This is a genomic window from Ochrobactrum sp. C6C9 (assembly GCF_022627935.1).
Taxonomy (GTDB): Bacteria; Pseudomonadota; Alphaproteobacteria; order Rhizobiales; family Rhizobiaceae; genus Brucella; species Brucella teleogrylli.
The window spans coordinates 49,136-69,899 of sequence record NZ_JABXGB010000025.1 but is presented as its reverse complement, the minus strand read 5'-3'; the positions used below and the strand labels follow the sequence as shown (position 1 = coordinate 69,899).

Sequence of the window (20,764 nt, the reverse complement as noted above, 5' to 3'; positions counted from 1 at the left end):
GGAGGAAAATTCAACCATGACAGCAATCGCTTTGTTCGGCGCAGGCGGCAAGATGGGTTACCGTCTGGCCAAGAACTTGAAGGGCTCGCGCTTCGACGTCCGCCATATTGAAGTCAGCGATGCAGGCAAGGCGCGTCTGAAGAACGATCTGGGCATCGATACAGTCGATGCCGATCAGGGCCTTGCAGGCGCCGAGGTTGTCATTCTGGCCGTGCCGGACACCCTCATCGGAAAAGTGGCCGCAGGCATTATCGACAAGCTGAAGCCGGGTACAATGGTGATCGCGCTTGACGCGGCAGCTCCCTTCGCAGGTCATCTGCCCGAACGCGCCGATCTGACCTATTTCGTCACCCACCCATGCCATCCGCCGATCTTCAACGACGAGACGGACATGCAGGCAAAGAAGGATCATTTCGGTGGTCTTTTCGCCAAGCAGCATATCGTTTCGGCGCTCATGCAGGGGCCGGAAACGGATTACGCGCTGGGCGAAGAAATCGCAAAGGTGATCTGGGCTCCTGTCATGCGCTCGCATCGCGTCACGGTCGAACAGATGGCGATGCTGGAGCCGGGCCTTTCGGAAACCGTTTGCGCCTCGCTTCTCGTCGTCATGCGCCAGGCAATGGACGAATGCGTGCGGCGCGGCGTACCGGAAGAAGCGGCCCGCGATTTCCTGCTCGGCCATATGAATGTTCTGGGCGCGGTCATCTTCAAGGAAGTCGACGGCGTATTCTCGGATGCCTGCAACAAAGCAATCGAGTTCGGCATCCCCGCGCTGATGCGCGACGACTGGAAAAACGTGTTTGAACCGCAGGAGATCGCCGAAAGCATTCGCCGTATCACCTGATAATCAACGGGAGGGTCAAGCGCCCTCCTTCACTGCCCTGCTGGGAACAGGACTGAACACACTGGGAGGAAATTATGGAATTCACACGCAGGAAACTGACGCGCGGTATCGCGCTGGCCATCGTCGCAGGTGCGCTGTCGGCAGGAACGGTCATGCCAGCCTGGGCGGCAGACCTCATCGCGATCATCACGCCATCGCACGACAATCCGTTCTTCAAGGCTGAGGCCGTGGGCGCAGAGGCAAAAGCCAAGGAACTTGGCTATGAAACGCTGATCCTCGTTCACGACGACGACGCCAACAAGCAGTCTCAGCTCGTCGATACGGCAATCGGTCGTGGCGCCAAGGCGATTATTCTGGATAATGCCGGTTCCGAAGCGTCTATCGCTGCCGTGCAGAAGGCGAAGGATGCAGGCATTCCATCCTTCCTGATCGACCGTGAAATCAATGCGACCGGCATTGCCGTCTCGCAGATTGTTTCCAACAACTATCAGGGCGCCCAGCTCGGCGCGGAAGAATTCGTCAAGCTGATGGGCGAAAAAGGCAATTACGTGGAATTGCTTGGCCGCGAAGCCGATCTCAATGCCGGCATACGCTCGAAGGGCTATCACGACGTTATCGACGACTATCCGGATATGAAGATGGTCGCACAGCAGTCGGCCAACTGGAGCCAGCCGGAAGCCTTCACCAAGATGCAGAGCATTCTGCAGGCCAATCCAGACATCAAGGGCGTGATTTCAGGCAACGATACGATGGCGATGGGCGCTTGGGCGGCTCTCGAAGCTGCCGGTCGTAAGGACGTGATCGTCGTCGGCTTCGACGGCTCCAACGATGTGCGCGACTCCATCAAGGCTGGCGGTATCAAGGCCACCGTCCTCCAGCCAGCTTACGCGCAGGCGCAAACCGCTGTCATTCAGGCTGACGAGTTCATCAAGTCGGGCAAAAAGCCTGCTGAAGAAAAGCAGCTGATGGATTGCGTTCTGATCAACGGCGACAATGCGGAAAAGCTCGAAACCTTCGCTTTGAAGGATTGAGCCCCGGAAAGTTGAGAGCCGGGAGCCGTGATGCTCCCGGCATATTCCCTATACCGAGGATATCTTCATGTCAGTGCTGAAGTCAGCGTCCATTGTTGTGCTGGCCTGTGGTGTTGCGCTTTCGGGCTGCAAGATCATCAAGACGCCAACAGCTGAGGAAGCCGCAGCTGCCCGCGGTGACAATTTCAACCCGGACCGCTCGGTTGCCGACATCTGGGATTCCAAGGTCAAACCGTTCTTCGCGGAAAAGACCGTGACGCTTGATGAAGTCATGACGGCAGCCAATACCGACGCTGACGCGGCGGGAAACAAATTCGGCCACCGCGAAAAGCAGGGCAACGCGCCTTGGACCTTTGCAACCAGGCTGGAAGGTACGGTCGTTGGCGCCGAGACCAAATCGCGGGCTGCCTATGTCGATGTGGACAGCAATGGCGATAGCAAGGCGGATGCGCGTGTTCAGATCGGGCCAACCGTTCGCGGAACGGCCATTCGCGACAGCTTGAGCTTTGTAAACTTCAACGAATTCCGCAACCAGATCGAATGGGCGCAGTTCGGGAAATCGTTCAATATCCGCGTCAACGACGAAGTTTTGTCGAAGCTGCCACGCGAAAATCTGGTCGGCATGAAAGTAAAGGCCAGTGGCGCCTTCGCCATGCCATCTAAGGGCCAGTTACCGCTTTTCACGCCCGTATCCATTGCGCTGGAGAAGTGAGCCATGGAAACGGAACAGCCAACCAAAGACGATATCGTCCTCAAGCTTGAAGACGTATCGAAAGTCTATTCGGGGATCGTCGCCGTCAAACGCGCCAATCTCGAATTGCGACGCGGATCGGTCAATGTGCTGGTGGGCGAGAACGGCGCTGGCAAATCCACATTGATGAAGATCATCGCCGGTGTTGAGCGCCCGACCATGGGCAAGATCATCCTCGACGGTGAACCGGTGGTTTTCGACAGTCCTGCCGATGCGCAAAAGTGCGGCATCGCGATGATCTTTCAGGAACTCAATCTGTTCGCCAATATGTCCGTGGCCGAGAATATTTTCGCCACCCGTGAGATCATGCGCGGAGTACGCGGCATCGATCACAAGGCGCAGGTCCAAAAGGCCAACGAATATCTCAAGCGTCTGGATGCTGGCATCGATGCCAATATGCTGGTTTCCGATCTTCCCATCGGCCAGCAGCAATTGGTGGAAATCGCCAAAGCCATTTCACTTGATGCGCGCATCGTCATCATGGACGAACCGACATCTGCGCTCTCAGCCGCCGAGGTCGATATTCTCTTCAAGGTCATCGCCGAACTCAAAAGCCAAGGCGTCGCCATCGTCTACATTTCGCATCGTCTGGAAGAACTGATGCGCATTGGCGATTACATCACTGTGCTGCGCGATGGCAAGATCACCGGGCAGGAAGAAGTCAGGAACATCGATACGCAATGGATCGTGCGTTCCATGATCGGCTCCGATGCCAAGGATTTTGCCAAATCGGTGAACCACACGATAGGCGAAGAGCGGTTCCGCGCCGAAAACATCACCCTGCCCCGCGCCACAGGCGGCCTTGCCGTCGATAATGTGTCCTTGTCGGTCCACGCCGGTGAAGTTCTGGGAATATACGGCCTTATGGGTGCGGGCCGTTCCGAGTTTTTTGAATGCGTCATGGGTCAGCACCGCCATTCGACCGGCCATATTTTCATAGACGGGCAGGAAGTGACCGAGCGCGATACGACACGCCGCATAAGGCGTGGACTTGCGCTTATTCCCGAAGACCGTCAGCGCGAGGGTCTGGTGCAGGTTCTGTCGATTGCCAGCAACCTGACAATGGCCAGTCTCGATCGGCTTACGAAACTGTTCCACATTGCGCCGAAGCGTGAGAAGGAAGCCGTCAGGCAGGCCATCAAGGATCTCGCCATCAAAGCCCCGAACCCGGATTTCGAAGTGACTTCGATGTCGGGTGGCAACCAGCAGAAGGTTGTGATCGGCAAAGCGCTGATGACCAATCCGAAAGTGCTTTTGATGGACGAGCCATCACGCGGCATCGACGTTGGCGCAAAAGCGGATGTTTTCCGCACCATGCGTCGCCTCGCTGGCGACGGCTTGGCCATCCTGTTTTCAACCTCCGATCTGGAAGAAGTCATGGCCTTATCCGACCGCATCGCCGTGCTCAGCAATGGCAAGCTGATTGCCATCTTTGACCGCGAGCATGCGACGGAAGCCGATATCATAGCGGCCTCGGCCAAGGGCCACGGCCATAACCACGATCTGCAAACCAAGGAACTCGCGTCATGACAGCCAAAACCGCCACGGCAGCCACTGACCCAACCTTTTCGAGCGGATCGGCCTTGCTGACGCTGATGAAGCTGCGGACATTCATTGCGCTTTTTGCAGTTTTCATCTTTTTCTCCTTCGCCGCACCGAACTTCCTTTCGACAGCCAATCTCATTTTGATGTCGAAACACGTGGCGCTGAACGCCTTTCTCGCCATGGGCATGACTTTCGTCATCATCACGGGCGGGATCGACTTGTCAGTCGGTTCGATTGTCGGCCTGTGTGGCATGGTCGCCGGTGGTCTTTTGATCTACGGCATCGATCTGGGCATCGGCTATACAATCTATTTCAATGTGATCGAGATATCGCTCATCACACTGGCTGTGGGTGTCGCGGTCGGCTTCATCAACGGGCTCCTGATTACCAGGCTCAACGTGGCGCCATTCATCGCCACGCTCGGAACCCTATATGTCGCGCGCGGCCTTGCTCTGTTGTCGTCTGACGGCCAGACCTTCCCGAACCTCGTCGGGCGAGAAGATCTCGGCACTACCGGCTTCGGCTTTCTCGGCGCGGGCAGCATCCTCGGCTTGCCGGTTTCCATCTGGCTTCTGATCGTCGTTGCATTGGGCGCAGCCTATGTCGCCCGGTACACGCCGTTGGGACGACAGATTTTCGCGGTGGGTGGCAATGAACGCGCAGCGCGCATGTCCGGTATCCGCGTCGACCGCGTAAAAATGTTCGTCTACATGTTTTCGGGCTTTTGCGCCGGCATTGCCGGACTTATCATTTCGTCTGAACTGATGGCTTCGCACCCGGCAACTGGAAACTCTTTTGAACTCAATGCCATCGCGGCGGCCGTTCTGGGTGGAACCTCCATGTCGGGCGGGCGCGGTACCATCGGTGGAACGATTATCGGCGCTTTCGTGATCGGGATTCTTTCTGATGGTCTGGTCATGATGGGGGTGTCGTCCTTCTGGCAGATGGTCATCAAGGGGCTCGTCATCATCATCGCCGTGGTTGTAGACCAGGCACAGCGCCGCCTTCAGCAGCGCGTCACGCTCATGCAAATGGCAAAGGCAGGATAATGACCGAATTCAAGGGCGCGCTCATCGGCTGCGGCTTCTTCGCAATCAACCAAATGCACGCCTGGAACGATGTTACCGGCGCAAAAATCGTGGCGATCTGCGACCGCGACCCCGAGCGACTGAAGATCGTTGGCGATCAGTTCGGGATCGAACGTCGCTATACCGATGCCGAGAAGCTGTTTGCCGATGGAAATATCGATTTTGTCGATATAGCCACGACAGTTGGAAGCCATCGCATGCTGGTTGAAATGGCCGCTGCACATAAAGTACCCGCCATCTGCCAAAAGCCCTTTGCCAAGAAGCTTGAGGACGCTAAGGCCATGGTGAGAACGTGCCAAGATGCCGGTATTCCTTTGATGGTTCACGAGAATTTCCGCTGGCAGACACCGATACAGGCCGTTGGGAAAGCACTCGATAGCGGTGCGATAGGCGATCCCTTCTGGGGGCGTTTTTCCTTCCGGTCGGGCTACGATGTCTTCTCGGGCCAGCCTTATCTTGCGGAAGGCGAGCGCTTCATCATCGAAGACCTTGGCATCCACACGCTCGATATTGCACGCTTTATTCTCGGTGATGTAGCAAGCCTCGTCGCGCAGACCAAACGCGTGAACCCGAAGATTAAGGGCGAGGACGTCGCGACCATTTTGCTCGACCATGAAAATGGCGCCACATCCGTTGTCGATGTCAGCTATGCAACCAGACTTGAGGTCGATCCCTTCCCTGAAACCCTCATCGAACTGGATGGCACAGAAGGGTCCATCCGTCTTTATCAGGGTTATCGTCTGGAAGTCATCAATAGCTCGGGCACAACTGTCTCGGATGTATCGCCCAGACTGCTGTCCTGGGCATCGCGTCCCTGGCACAATATTCAGGAGAGCGTCTTCGCGATCCAGCAACACTGGATCGACAAACTTGCCGCCGGCGCGGAAACATCAACGTCGGGTGCCGATAATCTCAAAACCTTCGCGCTGGTGGAGGCAGCCTATGACAGTGCGGCCAGCGGCAACCGCGTCGATGTGAAGGCTATGCTGGGATGAGCAGCGTCAATCCGTTTCTGCTTTATGGCACAGAAGAAACCGATGCCCGGCCACTGCACCTGCAAGCCGGACGTCTCGCAGTCGATCTGAACGAGGGGAATTTGCGCAGCATCACCTATGATGGTGTCGAAGTGCTGCGCGCGGTGTCTTATCTCGTACGCGACCGCGACTGGGGGACATATGCCCCTTCTATCCGCGACCTGACCGTAGAGAGAAACGCAGCTGGTTTTACTGTTGCCTATCAGGCCTATGTCAGCGGTCCCAACGATAGCGAGCTAATGGTTGCAGTGACCATATCGGCGGATACTGGTGGCACACTAACATTCGACGCTGTGGCTACAACGACATCCGGCTTCGAAACCAACCGCTGCGGTTTTTGTATTCTGCATCCGATTGTCGGGCTTGCTGGTTCACCAGTTACGGTGGAACATGTCAATGGAACGCATGTACAGACCCATCTGCCCGATCTCATCGAGCCGTGGCAACCGTTCAAGGATATGCGCGCCATCACCCATGAAGCCCTTCCGGGTGTGTTGGCCGAATGCCGTATGGAAGACGATGTCTTCGAGATGGAGGATCAGCGCAACTGGTCCGATGCCTCCTATAAAACCTATGTGCGCCCTCTCGCGCTGCCTTGGCCCTATCGGATTGAAGCCAACGAACCAATCCATCAGCGGGTCGTATTGACCATCCACGATAAGCGGTCGAGTGCATCCACTGCCGTCACTTCAAACACCGAACCAGTGTTCATTACGCCTGACGACGCGCGCGGCATCATGCCAAGTATCGGCATCATCATCACGCCGGAAGAAGCCAAGGCGAGCCTTGCTTCGTCCGGCCTGCTAAGCGAAATCTCTCCGCAGGATTTGCTGTTCCATTACGATCCACATGCCGGACATGACGCAACAGCATTTGCAGACTTTGCTGCTCTTGCCGCTGGATATAAGGGGCGCACATCGCTGGAGATCGCGCTTCCCTGTGAAGAATCGCTCCTCGACGAAACCACCCAGATTGCGGCGCAAATGAAAGCGGCGGGCTTTGCGCCCGACGCGATCATTGTCTCACCGTCAATAGATCGCCAGTCCACGCCGCCCGGCAGCGCTTGGCCGCCTTGCCCACCACTGGAAGAAGTCTATAACGCCGCGCGCACCGCTTTTCCGGGTGCTAGCCTCGGCGGCGGTATGCTGAGCTATTTCACGGAATTGAACCGCAAGCGCGTGCCGGGCGCCCTGATCGATTTTGTGACGCATTGCACCAATCCAATCGTGCATGCCGCCGACGACCTGAGCGTCATGCAAACACTGGAGGCGCTACCCTTCATTACGCGTTCGGTACGGGCCATTTATGGCGACAAACACTACCGCATCGGCCCATCGACCATTCCCATGCGCCAGAATCCCTATGGGAGCCGGACGATGGACAACCCCAATGGCAAACGCATCGCCATGGCCAATCGTGATCCGCGCCACAATGGCAAATTCGCGGAAGCATTTGCCTTTGCCTATGCAGCGCGGGTGCTAGATGCAAATCTCGACTGTCTGACGCTATCAGCATTGACCGGTCCCTTCGGGCTGGTTGCGCACGAAAACGAACCAACGCCTGCGAGACAAACACGCCCGATTTTCAACAGCGTGAAAGCCTTGTCCGCGCTGGCCGGAAAAGAATGGCGCGCCTATCGTTCTACTTGCCCGAGCCATGTTCTAGCGTTTGCAGTGGAGAGTGGACTTTGGCTCGTGAATGTCACGCCAGAAGAGCAGAGTGTCAGCATAGAAGGTAAGAGGGCGTTTTCGCTCGAACCCTATAGAGTTCTATCGATACCGCTTTAAGCCAAAGCGCGGAAAGCAGCGGATACGCGACATCCTCCCGGTCGCGTATCTCTGGAAAGGTTCAGCGCCGCTTTGCGGGCCTCTCCGCCAAAATGACATTGTGGCGCTTGGCGAGTTCTGCGGTCACCGCTTCAATTTCCTCAGCCTTGCGGGCTTTGTCCCAACCCAGTTCCAGCGCCAGAATATCCGCAATCGCAGCCAGATTATCGGCGGTCAGCGCGCCATCAATGGCAAGCGTCGTTCGGCGCAGCACGACATCAGCCAAATGAACCACCAGTTCGTTGCGAGCGATCCAGGCAATCTCGGCGCGGCTCACCGTATCCGTTTCGGGCAAATAGGTGACACCGACTTTGGCTTCATCCCGGATGATGGAGCCCGCTGTCGTACCGTAACGCTTGAGCAATAGCTCGACACGCGTAGCTTCAAGGCCCGTTGTACTTGCCTGTTTTGCGACCCACGCACGGCGCGCATTGTCATCCAGCGGGTAATCCTTACCGCCGCCGATTGCGAGATTGCGCGTCGAGCGGAGGCGCGTGCGTTCCAACCGCTGCAAGACCGTGTCCGAAACCTCTTCGGCAAACCCCCGGAACGTCGTCCATTTGCCCCCTACCAGCGAGATGATTGCGAATGGACGCGCCGGATCGGGCTCAATCACCGGCGTCGAGTGATCGCGACTGATCAACCCCGGTTCTGAGGCATTGGACGCAGGCAGCGGGCGGATGCCGCTATAGGTGTAGACAATCTGATTGCGGTCGAACTGCAATTTCGGCAGCAGTGAACGCAGGCTTTCAATGAAATAATCTGTCTCATCGTCCTCGCAGCGCACATTGTCCGGATCGTCGGAAGGAATGTCGGTCGAACCGACCAGCGCAAGACCATGATAGTCGTAAACAAGGCAGATACGACCGTCATCGGCCTCGAAATAAATCATCCTTCCAGCAAGGCTTTTCACCAGTTCGGGATGGTCGATCAGAATATGCGACCCCTTAGTGCCGCCGATCATCTTGGTGGGTTTACCAAGCGCAGAATTCACCCGGTCAATCCACGGGCCAGCCGCGTTGATAACAAGCTTCGGCCTGACTGAGAACGCCGCGCCGTCTGGACCTTCAAAGCTGATTGCCCCATCACCGGCTTTGACCAAGGCTGTGAAATTCGCAGCCGCGCTTCTTGAATTGGCCTGAAGTCCGTCACTGACCAGTTCATAGACCAGCCGCTCGGGTCGGCTGACCTTGGCGTCATGATAGATACCGCCTGCGACAATCGCAGGCGTTATGTACGGCATTTCCTGCGTTGCGGTCTTCTTCAGGAGAAAACGGTGGCGCGGCATAACGCGCTCACGCGCACCGAAATAATCATAGAGGCCTAGGCCGATCTTGATCAGTGCGGCGCCGCGACTGCGCGGCGCAGTTGTGGAACCGAACAATGTGCGCAAGGCCGCGGTGATCCCTTTGGTCCACGAGAACACAGGAATAAACGTCGGCAGCGGCTCAACATTATGCGGCGCGTTTTTCAAAAGCAGGTTTCGTTCCAGGGTAGATTGCGCAACCAGACCGAATTCCCCGGTTTCCAGATATTTCAAACCACCATGGATCAGCCGCGACGGCGCAGCGCTGGTGCCCGATCCAAAATCGCCTTTGTCTACGATAAGGCAGTTCAAACCTTGTTCGCACAAATCCCGATACAGCCCCGCACCATTGATGCCCGCGCCAAGAATAAGGACGTCCACGCCATCCGCTTCCAGTTGGGCGATGCGGTTCTTCATTTCGGCAGGGCCTACGAAACTGTTCATTTCACCGTCTTTACATCTGTTGTCTGCGCAATCGCGCAACATGCGTTCGTTCTGTCGTCAATCCGAAAGAGCTTCAATTTTCGGCCATAATGGCCCAAGCGCCGAGGCAATTTCCTTGAACAGCGCGAAGCGTTTTTCATATTGCGCGCTGCGCTCCGCATCTGGAGTATAAGTGCAGCCGATGGCATCGAGATCGCGCGGATCGCTATAAACGTCAGCAAAAACACCCGCACCTTTGCCCGCGCAAAGCGCTGCGCCCCAAGCTGCTGCCTCATCCGTCTCAGTGACGGTCACCGGCATCCCAAGCACATTGGCAAACATTTGCGCAAAGGCCGGGCTGCGCGATACGCCGCCCGTCAACCGCGCAGCGGAGATGGCGAACCCTTCCTTGAGATGATCGACATGGATGCGGTGATTAAAGGCAATCCCTTCCCATACGGCGCGCAGCATATCACCGCGTTCCTGCCAGCCGCGCAGACCAAAAAAAGCGCCGCTTGCCATGGCGCCATAAGGCGAACCAAAAAGATAAGGATGGAACAATGCTGTTGAGGGCTTTGCCAGTGCAGCATCTATTTCCGGGCGCAACATGTCGTGGATCGAGCGACCTGTCTCTTCCGAGAGACGCCGCTCGGATGGGCAGAGCTTATCGAGAAACCAGTCGTAATTCGCCGTTGACGCTGGCGAGATCGACATGTTGTTCCATTCCCCCGGCGCGATACCGTTGCGGCAAAACCAGTTCGGATTCACATGCGGTTCGGAGGATAGTGTCTCGTTGATCGAATAGGTTCCCGCGACCACCGCCACAGTGCCCATCTTCAGCCCGCCGACGCCAAGCGCCGATGCCGTAACATCATGCAGACCACCAACAACCGGCGTACCGGCAACAAGACCGGTGCGCGCCGCGCAAGCCGCAGAAACGCCACCCACGATCTCGTCCGAACGCGACATGGGTGGCAACGCGTTCCAAAGGGCTTCCAGTCCGAACAATGCAAGCGCGTCGCGTGAATAATCCTGTCTCTGCACATCCGTGAAGGAGGTGGACGCTTCAGTCCGATCCGTTCCAACCTCGCCGGTCAGGCAGAACCGGAGCCAGTCCTTGCAGGCGATGACATGTGCGATACGACTGAAGCGCTCAGGCTCGTTTTCTTTTACCCAAGCGAGAATGGCCGAAGGTGCGGAAGCATGCGGCAATTGTCCGGTAATGGCGATGGACTGTTCTGCGACGGCACCGTTCACCCAGTTTTCCGCAATATCGACAGCGCGGCTATCCAGCGACAGAATGCCCGCGCCGAGCGGGCGGTGTTCACTGTCGAGCATATAAATACCGTCGCCATGAGCAGTGGTGGCGATGGCCAGAATATCGGAAGCAGGCCTGCCGCTCGTGGCAATCGCTTCGGCAATCGCGTCCGCGGTGGCATTCCAGAATTCGTCCATGTCACGCTCGACGTGACGGGGATGCGGAAACGACTGGGCGACACGGCGGCGCGCGACTGACAGCGTCCTGCCGTCAATGTCGAACAATACGGCTTTCGTGACGGTCAGTCCGCTATCGATTCCCAACAGGCAGGGCATGGATCGTATTCCTGGTATGTAAATGCAGGCTCGGCAAAACGCGTTCGCCGCGATTTTGTTATTCTTTCTGACCGCCCGAACGGGCGATGACGACATTTATTTCCTGGGACTGCATATGTTCGATATGCGCCTCGGGCGTGTTTTCATCGACGATAACCACATCGAAATCACTCAGGGCGCCGAAATTATGCAAAGCGCGCCGTTCAAACTTTGTGTGGTCCGCCAGAAGCACACTTTTTGCTGCGCATTCGCGCATCGCTCTTTTGGTTTCAACCATTTCGGTCGATTGATGAAACAACAGATCGTCGGTGATTGCGGCGATCGAGATGAACGCCACATCGGCACGCAGGCGACGGATTTCATGGATCGTCATGCCGCCGACAAAGGCATTGCACCAGTTGTAAAGCTGCCCACCCAGACCGATCAGCGTGATGTCCTGCATATCGCGAACTTCGTTCATCAGGATCAGCGAATTGGTAATAACGGTCAAAGGCGTCTTGGCCTGAAGATGCGGCACCATTTGCAGAACAGTGGTCGAGTCATCCAGAAAGATGGCTTGCCCCGGCTCGACAAATTGCATCGCGGCTTCGGCGATCAGTTTCTTTTCTTCCGACTGCCGCGACACCCGGTAAAGATCGCTTGCTTCGATCAGGCTGGTGGGCGCTGCGGAAACGACCCCACGCGTCTTGCGAAAAAGTCCCCGGCTGACAAGTTCATCGACATCACGATGCGCCGTCATCAGGCTGATGCCGAAACGCTCCGTCAAATCTTCGATCCGCATCGACCCCTCGGCCATCACAGTCTCCGCGATCTGCTGGCGGCGCACCAGCTGACGCGCATGCCGACTGTCGTTCGGCACTTGATCTGTCATCAGATTGTCAATGCTTGCCTTGTTGCTCACCGTCATGCCTGCCATCCGTTCCCAGCCATTATTTCGTTGTCACTGACAGGTTCTGGCGGACTACGCCAGACAAAAAGGGGAACGATATCCAGAGCGCCGGTTAGAGCCGGCGCTCCGGTCTATGCTCTTACTGCTCGAGAACGAACGGAGCCGTATATTTGTCGACATTATCCTTGGTGATCAGGAAGCAATCGAAAAGCTGCTTTTCCTGATCAACACCGGTCTTGCCGGTCTTGATGAAGCTGTCAGCCTGCTTGACGGCAGCTTCCGAGAAAATGGCAACCGGCTGCAGCACGGTGTACTGAAGCTCACCGGCCTTGATCGCAGCGACCGCATCCGGCGAACCGTCGAAACCGCCGACCTTGACCTGTTCCAGCTTGCCAGCCTTCTTCAGAGCAGCGATTGCGCCAAGAGCCATTTCGTCGTTACCGGAGATGACACCGATAATGTCGGGATTGGCCTGCAACAGGGCCTGCATCTTGTCGTGGCCCTGGGTGCGGTTCCAGTTGGCAACATCTTTACCGGCCTTCACCAGATCCGGATACTGCGACAGGACCGTTTCGTAACCATTCGAGCGGGTTGCCGCATTGTTGTCCGATGGTGCACCGAACAATTCGACATATTTGCCCTTGTCGCCAACGCTTTCAACCCACTGGGTTGCGCCGATTGCAGCGCCCTGCGCGTTGTTGGAAACGAGCTGTGCCTTGGCAAGACCTTCCTGATTGATTTCGGCGTTGACGAGGAACACCGGAATGCCTGCTGCGACAGCGCGCTTGACCGCCCCAACCGAGCCGTCAGCATTTGCCGGATCAAGAATGATCGCAACCGACTTGTTGGTTATCGCGGTGTCGATCAGGTTGCTTTCGGTGTTGGTGTCGCCCTTGTGACCGCCAACGACAGCCGAATAGCCCAGGCCTTCAGCCGTCTTCTTGGCGATTTCACCTTCGGTGTACCAGTATGGGTTCGAAGGGTCGTTGACGATGATCGTCATCAGACCTTCAGCCCAGGCAGCGCTGGCGATAAGCGGCAGTGCCGCTGCAGCAGCGAACAGAACGCGCATACCCTTCTTAAACATGTCTCACTCCCGTAACATTATTGTTTGTGTTGTGCCGGTTGCCCGGCGGGTATCATTTCCATTGGGCGAGGCTTTTGAGGTTGATCGCCGTCTTGGAACCTTTCGATACGCCCTTCGAATACGGCCCATCCGAAATCGGACCTGGCCCTATTCCTATCGTCGGGAGTATTGAATGCTGTTGAGCAGAACCGCGAGCACGATCACCGCGCCGGTAAAGACGGTCTGCCAATAGGAGGATACGCCGATGATCACCAGACCGTCGGAGAGGAAGCCGATAACGAAGGCGCCGAGCAGCGTACCCTGAATGGTGCCGCGTCCGCCTGTCAGCGCCGCGCCGCCGATGACGACAGCCGCGATTGCCGTCAATTCGTAGGTTGTACCGGCGGTTGGACCAGCAGAGGTCAGCTGCGACGACAGGACGAGACCGGCAATGGCAGCGCAGATGCCCGAAATCACATAAACGGAAATCTTGACCCGCTTGACCGGAACACCTGAAAGTTCTGCCGCCCGCTCGTTTCCGCCCGAAGCATAGAGCCAGCGACCGAACGCAGTGCGATTGAGAACGACCGCGCAGATGATCGCCAGCACAGCCAGAACCAGAACGCCAATCGGAACGCCGAAAAGCGTGTTGAAACCGAGCCAATCAAAGCCGGTATTCCCCAGTTCCGGACGGCCACCAAGATTGTTGTAGGTCAGACCATTCGTCATCAGCAAGGCGACACCGCGAGCACAATAGAGCACGCCAAGCGTGGCCACGAAGGCTGGAACCCGCAGATAGGCAATCAGCACGCCATTAACAGCGCCGACAAACGCCCCCAATGCACAGGTGATGATGACCACGGCCCAGACAGGGAAATACAGAATGATGCCGAATTCCTGCAGCGTCACGCCCTGCATCAGGAAACCCGCAACGACGCCTGCAAGCCCCAGTGTGGAACCGACGGAAAGATCGATGCCGCCATTCAGGATCACCAGCAACATGCCAATCGCCAGCAACCCGAAAATGGCCACATGCGAAGACATGATGAGGAAATTGTCGACCGTGAAATAATAGGGCGATAGGAACGAAAAGGCAGCGATGATTGCGATCAAAGCAAAAAATGCACGACCTTCGAGCAGCAGATGCACGATATTGGTTTTCCGCTTTGCCCCGCCTGGGGTTGCCGCTTTGTCTTTTGTGCTCGTGACTGACATTCTATCAGTGCTCCATAACTAAAGCATTCCAGCGATCTGGTAACATCAGATCAGGTGCTCGAACTTTTCGACTTGCGCATGCCCGCTCGAAAACCGAAGACATGCAGCAGTTTCTCAATGACCAACCATGGCTTCGCCCGAGGCGGCCATGATCTTCTCCTTGGAGACATCCGAACCAAATTCGGCTGAGATGCGCCCGCGATGCATGACGATGATGCGATGAGCAATGCTGAGGCATTCACCAACTTCGGAAGTCGTATAAATGACCGCCAGCCCCTGCTTGGCTTTCTCGGCCAGCAACTTGAACACCTCGGCCTTCGCGCCGATGTCGATGCCCCGGCTCGGTTCATCCAGCAGGATCACTTCGGGCTCGGTGGCCAGCATCTTGCCGATCACGACCTTCTGCTGATTGCCGCCGGACAGCGAGCCAATCGCCGCATCACCGCCATCGGTCTTGATATGAACATTCTTGATCGACTGATCGATGATGTTCTTCTCGCTCTTTCGGGACGTGAAGAGGCCTTTGGTGATCTCGGCTATGCTGGCCAGTGACAGGTTCTTTCCGACAGTCATCGTCTGGACCAGACCATCACGCTGGCGATCTTCCGGAACCAGAACCAGCCCCTTTTCGATGCGTTGGGCGATGGAAAGTCCCGAGACGTCGATGCCCTTGAGAAGCACACGACCGTCACTGGCCTTCAAACGACCGGCAACCGTTTCCAGAAGCTCGGTGCGGCCCGCACCCATCAGCCCATAGATGCAAACGATTTCGCCTGCCCGCACATCGAGCGACAGCCGATCGACCAGCGCGAAATCCGCACCAGCAGGATCTGGAACCGTCAGGTTCTCTACGGAAAGAGCAACGTCCCCCCATTCATATCCGGTTGGAGGAGACCCAAGATCGAAATTCTCACCCACCATGTTACGAACGATCCATTCCAGATCGATTTCGTTGCGCGGCGCATAGGCCGTCATCGTTCCATCGCGCAGCACGACGGCATGATTGGTGATCTGTAGCGCTTCTTCGAGATGGTGCGAGATATAGACAATCGCAACGCCACGCGATGTCAGATCGCGGATGACCTTGAACAGCACCTCGACTTCAGATGCACTCAATGCGGAGGTCGGTTCATCCATGATGAGAATGCGGGAATTGACCGAAAGAGCCCGGGCGATTTCCACAATCTGCTGCTGGCCGAGACGCAACTCTTCTACCGGTGTCAGCGGGTCGATATCTTCTTCCAGTTCCTTCATGAGTTCGCGCGTGAGGCGTTCTTCTTCGGCGAAATTTACGCCGGTGGGCGTGCGGATTTCACGCCCCATGAAGATATTGTCACGCACATTCATGTTGGGTGCGAGGCTCAGTTCCTGATGGATGATCGAGATGCCTCGGTCACGCGCTTCCGTCGACGAATTGAATGTCACCGGTTCGCCGTCCAGCACAATCGTGCCGGATGTCGGCTGAATAACTCCCGACAGCACCTTCATCAAAGTCGACTTGCCGGCGCCGTTTTCGCCGAAAAGCGTGGTGACCTGGCCGCGACGTATCTCGAAATTCACACCCTTGAGAGCGTGAATGCGGCCATAGGATTTGGCGACATTCTGCGCGGCCAGAACGACATCACCGTTCTTGCCTTCAATTCCGGGATTTTCGATTGTTGGTGCCGCGCTCATTTGACTGCGAACTCTACCGGCGTCACGAGCCAGTTCTTTGGATTGACGAGCTTGAACACGCCGGTCACCGAAACCGTCTTGCCGACGAGATTGTCGGCATCCACGCCTTGCAGAACCTGCTTCTTCATTTCGTTGTTGAGCGCAGAACCTGCATTCTGGAACTCGATCTGGTTCTTGAACTGACCAAATTCGATTGTGCCGGTCGCATCGCGCAAATCCGTGCCATTGACGGCGGGACCGGTCTGGACCCGGATCGCCATACCTTCTGGCAAGCCATCAACCTTGATCACATTATAGTTCGATTTGCGCTCTTCAACGACGCCGGTGAACTTCACAGGAATGACTGGATTGACGCTGCCAACACCATATTTTTTACCTGCCGCAGTCTTGTCGGCTGCAAGCGCCGTTCCAACTTCGGCTGCATCGGCGGCACGTTCGATAATGCTCGACTTCACCTTCGGAAACTCTGAAGCGCCATAAGCCTCAGGCGAAAATGCCTGCTGACGCACATCGGAATCAGAACCGATCTTGACGATCTTCGTATCGAAGCCAATCGCGCCTATAACGACCACAGCCGCAATCACACTCCAAAGAATGGCGCGGATTTGCTTGGGCGAAGCTCGCGAAACTTGATTAGTCTGTGCACTCATTATTCAAACCTGCCGAATTGTCGGAACGGATCGCGGCCAGTTCTGGCCGCCGTGAACACTCACCTGTTTGCGAATAGCCCTGCGGTCAGATCGGGCCAGCGAAATTCTCCACTCGCGCGGCAACCGGGACAACGGACAAAATCATGACATCCTCCACGCGGTCCCAGGGCTCCGCTCCTCCGTGCCTACTGGAAACAGGCATCGCCCCATGCATTATGATAGCGACGTGTTATTAACTCCAATTATGATGTTATAAACATAGATAACTGTCAATCCGATGTTTTGGAACAGGCAGAGGAAGTTCGTGTTTCGGCGAGAAATCCGCCCGTTATGGCACCAGAAACGACTGTCTCAATCCACATATTTAAAAGCCATCGCGGCTGTTGACGTCCGGATCTAGGCTTAAGCTTCGCTCAGATCGATTCATCAAAATACTATTATATTTCAATATATTATTTCATCCTACGCGAACGCTTTCCTGCTGCCAAAGGGTCGAAAATCGTCTCACTTCTCGAAGTGGTTTCCCTTCGGCTAACAAGTTTGTGAAAAATAATTCGTATACATAAAAATTTTACAGACATTGCCGAACTGCTATGTTATCTCAGTTAAACGCGAATGCCCGATTTCATTAAAAACAGGGTTGCGGCGACGCATTTCAGTCGCGGGAGGAATCCAGATGTCGATAAATACGTGTAGCGGCCATGCGTCATAAAGGTGATCTCATCATCGGGATCGATGCTGGCACATCCGTTCTCAAAGCAGTCGCGTTTGATTTCAACGGACACCAGATCGAGTCTGCCGCCGTACGCAACAAATACGATACCGGCGATCACGGTGCAGTGACCCAGTCCCTGTCACAAACCTGGAAAGATTGCGCCAGCGCCCTGCTCGGCCTTGCAGAAAAAGTTCCCAACCTGCGCGAGCGCGCGGCGGCGATCGCCGTCACCGGCCAGGGCGACGGCACTTGGCTGGTCGGCAAGAACAACCAGCCCGTAACTGACGCCTGGATATGGCTCGACGCGCGCGCCGCCACAACGGTGACGCGGCTTGCCGCTGGCCCCATGAACCGTGCGCGCTTCGAAGCGACAGGCACGGGGCTCAATACATGCCAACAAGGCTCGCAGATGGCGCATATGGATAGCGTTGCGCCAGAACTGCTCGACCAGACCGAGGTCGCGCTTCACTGCAAGGACTGGCTCTATCTGAACCTCACCGGCATTCGGGCCACCGACCCATCGGAAGCAAGCTTCACCTTCGGCAATTTTCGCAACCGCCAATATGACGATGTCGTCATTGAAGCACTGGGCCTGCAAAAACGCCGCAAGCTTCTGCCTGAAATCATCGACGGCACACAGACCATGCATCCGTTGAGTGCAGAGGCGGCAGCCGCAACCGGCTTGCTGGCCGGAACGCCCGTCAGCCTCGGCTATGTGGACATGGCCATGACTGCACTCGGTGCTGGCGTTCGTGGCGGAGCCTCTGATGCTGGCTGCTCCACCATTGGCTCCACAGGCGTGCATATGCGCGCAAAGCGGGTCGCAGACATTCACCTCAATCGGGAAGGCACCGGCTATGTTATCGCATTGCCAATTCCCGGCATTGTGACGCAAGTTCAGACCAATATGGGCGCGACGATCAATATCGACTGGATATTGCAGGTGGCCGCCGACCTCATGTCCACACCGGACAAGCCTGTTTCGCTGAATGACCTTATCCCGCGCCTCGACGTATGGTTCAATGCAAGCCGCCCGGGTGCAATCCTCTATCATCCGTATATTTCAGAGGCAGGAGAACGCGGACCTTTCGTCAATGCCAGCGCGCGCGCAAGCCTCATCGGTCTTTCGAGCCGTGATCGTTTCCCCGAACTGGTGCGATCCGTGGTCGAAGGACTGGGCATGGCAACGCGCGACTGTTATGCCGCCATGGGCGACATGCCAGCCGAACTGCGCATCACGGGCGGCGCCGCGCGATCACGCGCTTTGCGCAGCACACTCAGCGCTTCCGTCAATGCGCCGGTTCGCGTTTCCTCCCGCGAGGAAGCTGGCGCAGCCGGTGCAGCAATGATGGCTGCTGTCGCCATTGGGGCCTATGCGACGATGGATGATTGTATCGCCGAATGGGTGGAGCCTCTGCTCGGAACCCCGGAAGCACCCGACGCTTCTCGCGCACGGCATTATGAAGAGCTTTATCTCGCCTATCGGGAATCCCGGCTGGCGCTGGCGCCGGTTTGGGACCAACTGGCCGCCGACAGGTAAGGCCGGGCGGATTGGCGCAATATGATGAGACGTGCCGAAACATCGGCATTCCAAGGAGCATGCAATGGCTGAGACGGAAACTTGTGACCTGTTTGTGATTGGCGGCGGCATCAATGGCGCAGGCGTTGCGCGCGATGCTGCCGGGCGCGGTCTCAAGGTCGTTCTGGCCGAAAAGGACGATCTGGCGGAAGGCACTTCGTCACGTTCCGGTAAACTTGTCCATGGCGGCCTGCGCTATCTGGAATATTACGAATTCCGTCTTGTTCGGGAAGCGCTGATCGAACGCGAAGTGCTGCTCAACGCGGCGCCGCACATCATCTGGCCGATGCGTTTCGTTTTGCCCCACAGCCCGCAGGATCGTCCGGCTTGGCTCGTGCGGCTTGGCTTGTTTCTCTACGATCATCTCGGCGGACGCAAGAAACTTCCCGGCACCCGCACGCTCGATCTCAGGCGCGACCCGGAAGGCACACCGATCCTCGACCAATATACCAAGGGCTTCGAATATTCAGACTGTTGGGTCGATGACGCCCGGCTTGTCGCGCTCAATGCGCTGGGCGCCGCTGAAAAAGGAGCGACCATCCTCACCCGCACGCCGGTTGTGTCGGCGCGCCGCGAAAAAGGCGGCTGGATCGTTGAAACGCGCAACCGCGATACAGGCAAAAACCGCAGCTTCCGCGCCCGCTGCATCGTCAATTGCGCAGGCCCCTGGGTAACGGATGTTATCCACAATGTGGCCGGATCGAACTCAAGCCGGAATGTGCGTCTGGTCAAGGGTAGCCATATCATCGTGCCCAAATTCTGGGCCGGTTCGAATGCCTATCTCGTTCAGAACCACGACAAGCGCGTGATTTTCATCAACCCTTATGAAGGCGACAAGGCGCTGATCGGCACCACAGACATTGCCTATGAGGGCCGCGCGGAAGACGTTGCCGCAGATGAAAAGGAAATCGATTATCTGCTCGCCGCGGTGAACCGCTATTTCAAGGAAAAGCTGCGCCGGGAAGATGTGTTGCACGCATTCTCAGGCGTGCGCCCATTGTTCGATGACGGCAAGGGCAACCCTTCGGCTGTCACACGCGACTATGTCTTCGACCTGGATGAAACCAACGATGCGCCCCTTCTGAACGTGTTCGGCGGTAAAATCACGACATTCCGAGAATTGGCCGAGCGGGGCATGCATCGCCTGAGGCATATTTTCCCCAATATGGGGGGCGACTGGACTCATGGCGCGCCGCTACCCGGCGGTGAAATACCCAACGCCGATTACGAAACCTTCGCCAATAGTTTGCGCGACAGCTATCCTTGGATGCCCCGTCAGCTTGTGCACCATTACGGTCGCCTTTATGGCGCGCGGACCAAGGATGTCGTCGCCGGTGCGGCTGGACTTTCAGGTCTTGGCCGCCATTTTGGCGGCAATCTTTACGAGGCCGAAATTCGCTATCTGATCGCAAAGGAATGGGCGAAGACGGCACAAGATATTCTCTACCGCCGCACCAAGCACTACCTGCATCTGACTGAAGCCGAACGCGCTGCCGTCACGGAGTGGTTCGACAACACACATATTGCTGCCTGAG

General features: G+C 56.7%; 16 protein-coding genes. 9 read left to right on the top strand and 7 right to left on the bottom strand.

The window, feature by feature from the left end; genetic code table 11:
- The first annotated feature begins 16 nt into the window (after nt 1-16).
- The 7 genes from HWD97_RS18635 to HWD97_RS18605 all read left to right on the top strand — a co-directional run bounded on the left by HWD97_RS18635 (nt 17) and on the right by HWD97_RS18605 (nt 8,080).
- A complete protein-coding gene (locus tag HWD97_RS18635; protein WP_109365881.1) occupies nt 17-844 on the top strand; it encodes a phosphogluconate dehydrogenase C-terminal domain-containing protein in 828 nt (275 codons plus the stop codon).
- A gap of 74 nt (nt 845-918) precedes the next feature.
- The gene (locus HWD97_RS18630) at nt 919-1,875 is read left to right on the top strand and encodes a D-ribose ABC transporter substrate-binding protein (protein ID WP_371835430.1); all 957 of its coding nucleotides are present in this window, start codon (nt 919-921) and stop codon (nt 1,873-1,875) included.
- Nucleotides 1,876-1,942: 67 nt separating this feature from the next.
- A complete protein-coding gene (locus tag HWD97_RS18625; RefSeq protein ID WP_371835429.1) occupies nt 1,943-2,587 on the top strand; it encodes a DUF2291 family protein in 645 nt (214 codons plus the stop codon).
- Between the two features lie 3 nt (nt 2,588-2,590).
- Entirely contained in the window at nt 2,591-4,156 is a 1,566-nt protein-coding gene (locus HWD97_RS18620; protein ID WP_140025720.1) for a sugar ABC transporter ATP-binding protein, read from the top strand.
- On the top strand, nt 4,153-5,220 hold the full coding sequence (locus HWD97_RS18615; RefSeq protein ID WP_371835428.1) for an ABC transporter permease: 1,068 nt from the start codon (nt 4,153-4,155) through the stop codon (nt 5,218-5,220). The genes HWD97_RS18620 and HWD97_RS18615 overlap by 4 nt, the downstream gene beginning before the upstream one ends.
- The gene (locus HWD97_RS18610) at nt 5,220-6,254 is read left to right on the top strand and encodes a Gfo/Idh/MocA family protein (protein WP_371835427.1); all 1,035 of its coding nucleotides are present in this window, start codon (nt 5,220-5,222) and stop codon (nt 6,252-6,254) included. Before HWD97_RS18615 ends, HWD97_RS18610 begins: the two co-directional genes overlap by 1 nt.
- Nucleotides 6,251-8,080 carry a hypothetical protein gene (locus HWD97_RS18605; RefSeq protein WP_371835426.1) on the top strand — a complete coding sequence of 610 codons (1,830 nt, stop codon included), beginning with the start codon at nt 6,251-6,253 and terminating at the stop codon, nt 8,078-8,080. Before HWD97_RS18610 ends, HWD97_RS18605 begins: the two co-directional genes overlap by 4 nt.
- A 61-nt stretch (nt 8,081-8,141) precedes the next feature.
- On the opposite strand, the gene HWD97_RS18600 is transcribed toward HWD97_RS18605, so the two are convergent.
- The 7 genes from HWD97_RS18600 to HWD97_RS18570 all read right to left on the bottom strand — a co-directional run bounded on the left by HWD97_RS18600 (nt 8,142) and on the right by HWD97_RS18570 (nt 16,935).
- Complete coding sequence (locus HWD97_RS18600; RefSeq protein ID WP_371835425.1) at nt 8,142-9,869, bottom strand: glycerol-3-phosphate dehydrogenase/oxidase; 1,728 nt, start codon at nt 9,867-9,869, stop codon at nt 8,142-8,144.
- A gap of 57 nt (nt 9,870-9,926) precedes the next feature.
- On the bottom strand, nt 9,927-11,441 hold the full coding sequence (locus HWD97_RS18595) for an FGGY-family carbohydrate kinase (protein ID WP_371835424.1): 1,515 nt from the start codon (nt 11,439-11,441) through the stop codon (nt 9,927-9,929).
- 58 nt (nt 11,442-11,499) lie between these two features.
- A complete protein-coding gene (locus HWD97_RS18590) occupies nt 11,500-12,348 on the bottom strand; it encodes a DeoR/GlpR family DNA-binding transcription regulator (protein ID WP_121538992.1) in 849 nt (282 codons plus the stop codon).
- A 121-nt stretch (nt 12,349-12,469) separates the two neighbouring features.
- On the bottom strand, nt 12,470-13,417 hold the full coding sequence (locus HWD97_RS18585) for a D-ribose ABC transporter substrate-binding protein (RefSeq protein WP_109365872.1): 948 nt from the start codon (nt 13,415-13,417) through the stop codon (nt 12,470-12,472).
- Nucleotides 13,418-13,570: 153 nt separating this feature from the next.
- Nucleotides 13,571-14,611, bottom strand: coding sequence for an ABC transporter permease (locus HWD97_RS18580; protein ID WP_109365871.1), 1,041 nt, complete (start codon nt 14,609-14,611; stop codon nt 13,571-13,573).
- Nucleotides 14,612-14,725: 114 nt separating this feature from the next.
- The gene (locus HWD97_RS18575) at nt 14,726-16,285 is read right to left on the bottom strand and encodes a sugar ABC transporter ATP-binding protein (protein ID WP_371835423.1); all 1,560 of its coding nucleotides are present in this window, start codon (nt 16,283-16,285) and stop codon (nt 14,726-14,728) included.
- Nucleotides 16,282-16,935, bottom strand: a complete 654-nt coding sequence (locus HWD97_RS18570) for a DUF2291 family protein (protein WP_371835422.1) — start codon at nt 16,933-16,935, stop codon at nt 16,282-16,284. The genes HWD97_RS18575 and HWD97_RS18570 overlap by 4 nt, the downstream gene beginning before the upstream one ends.
- A gap of 701 nt (nt 16,936-17,636) precedes the next feature.
- On the opposite strand from HWD97_RS18570, the gene HWD97_RS18565 reads away from it, so the two are divergent.
- Both HWD97_RS18565 and HWD97_RS18560 read left to right on the top strand, forming a co-directional pair.
- Nucleotides 17,637-19,190, top strand: coding sequence for an FGGY-family carbohydrate kinase (locus HWD97_RS18565; RefSeq protein WP_371835421.1), 1,554 nt, complete (start codon nt 17,637-17,639; stop codon nt 19,188-19,190).
- Between the two features lie 64 nt (nt 19,191-19,254).
- Nucleotides 19,255-20,763, top strand: a complete 1,509-nt coding sequence (locus HWD97_RS18560; protein WP_371835420.1) for a glycerol-3-phosphate dehydrogenase — start codon at nt 19,255-19,257, stop codon at nt 20,761-20,763.
- The last annotated feature ends 1 nt before the right edge of the window (nt 20,764 follow it).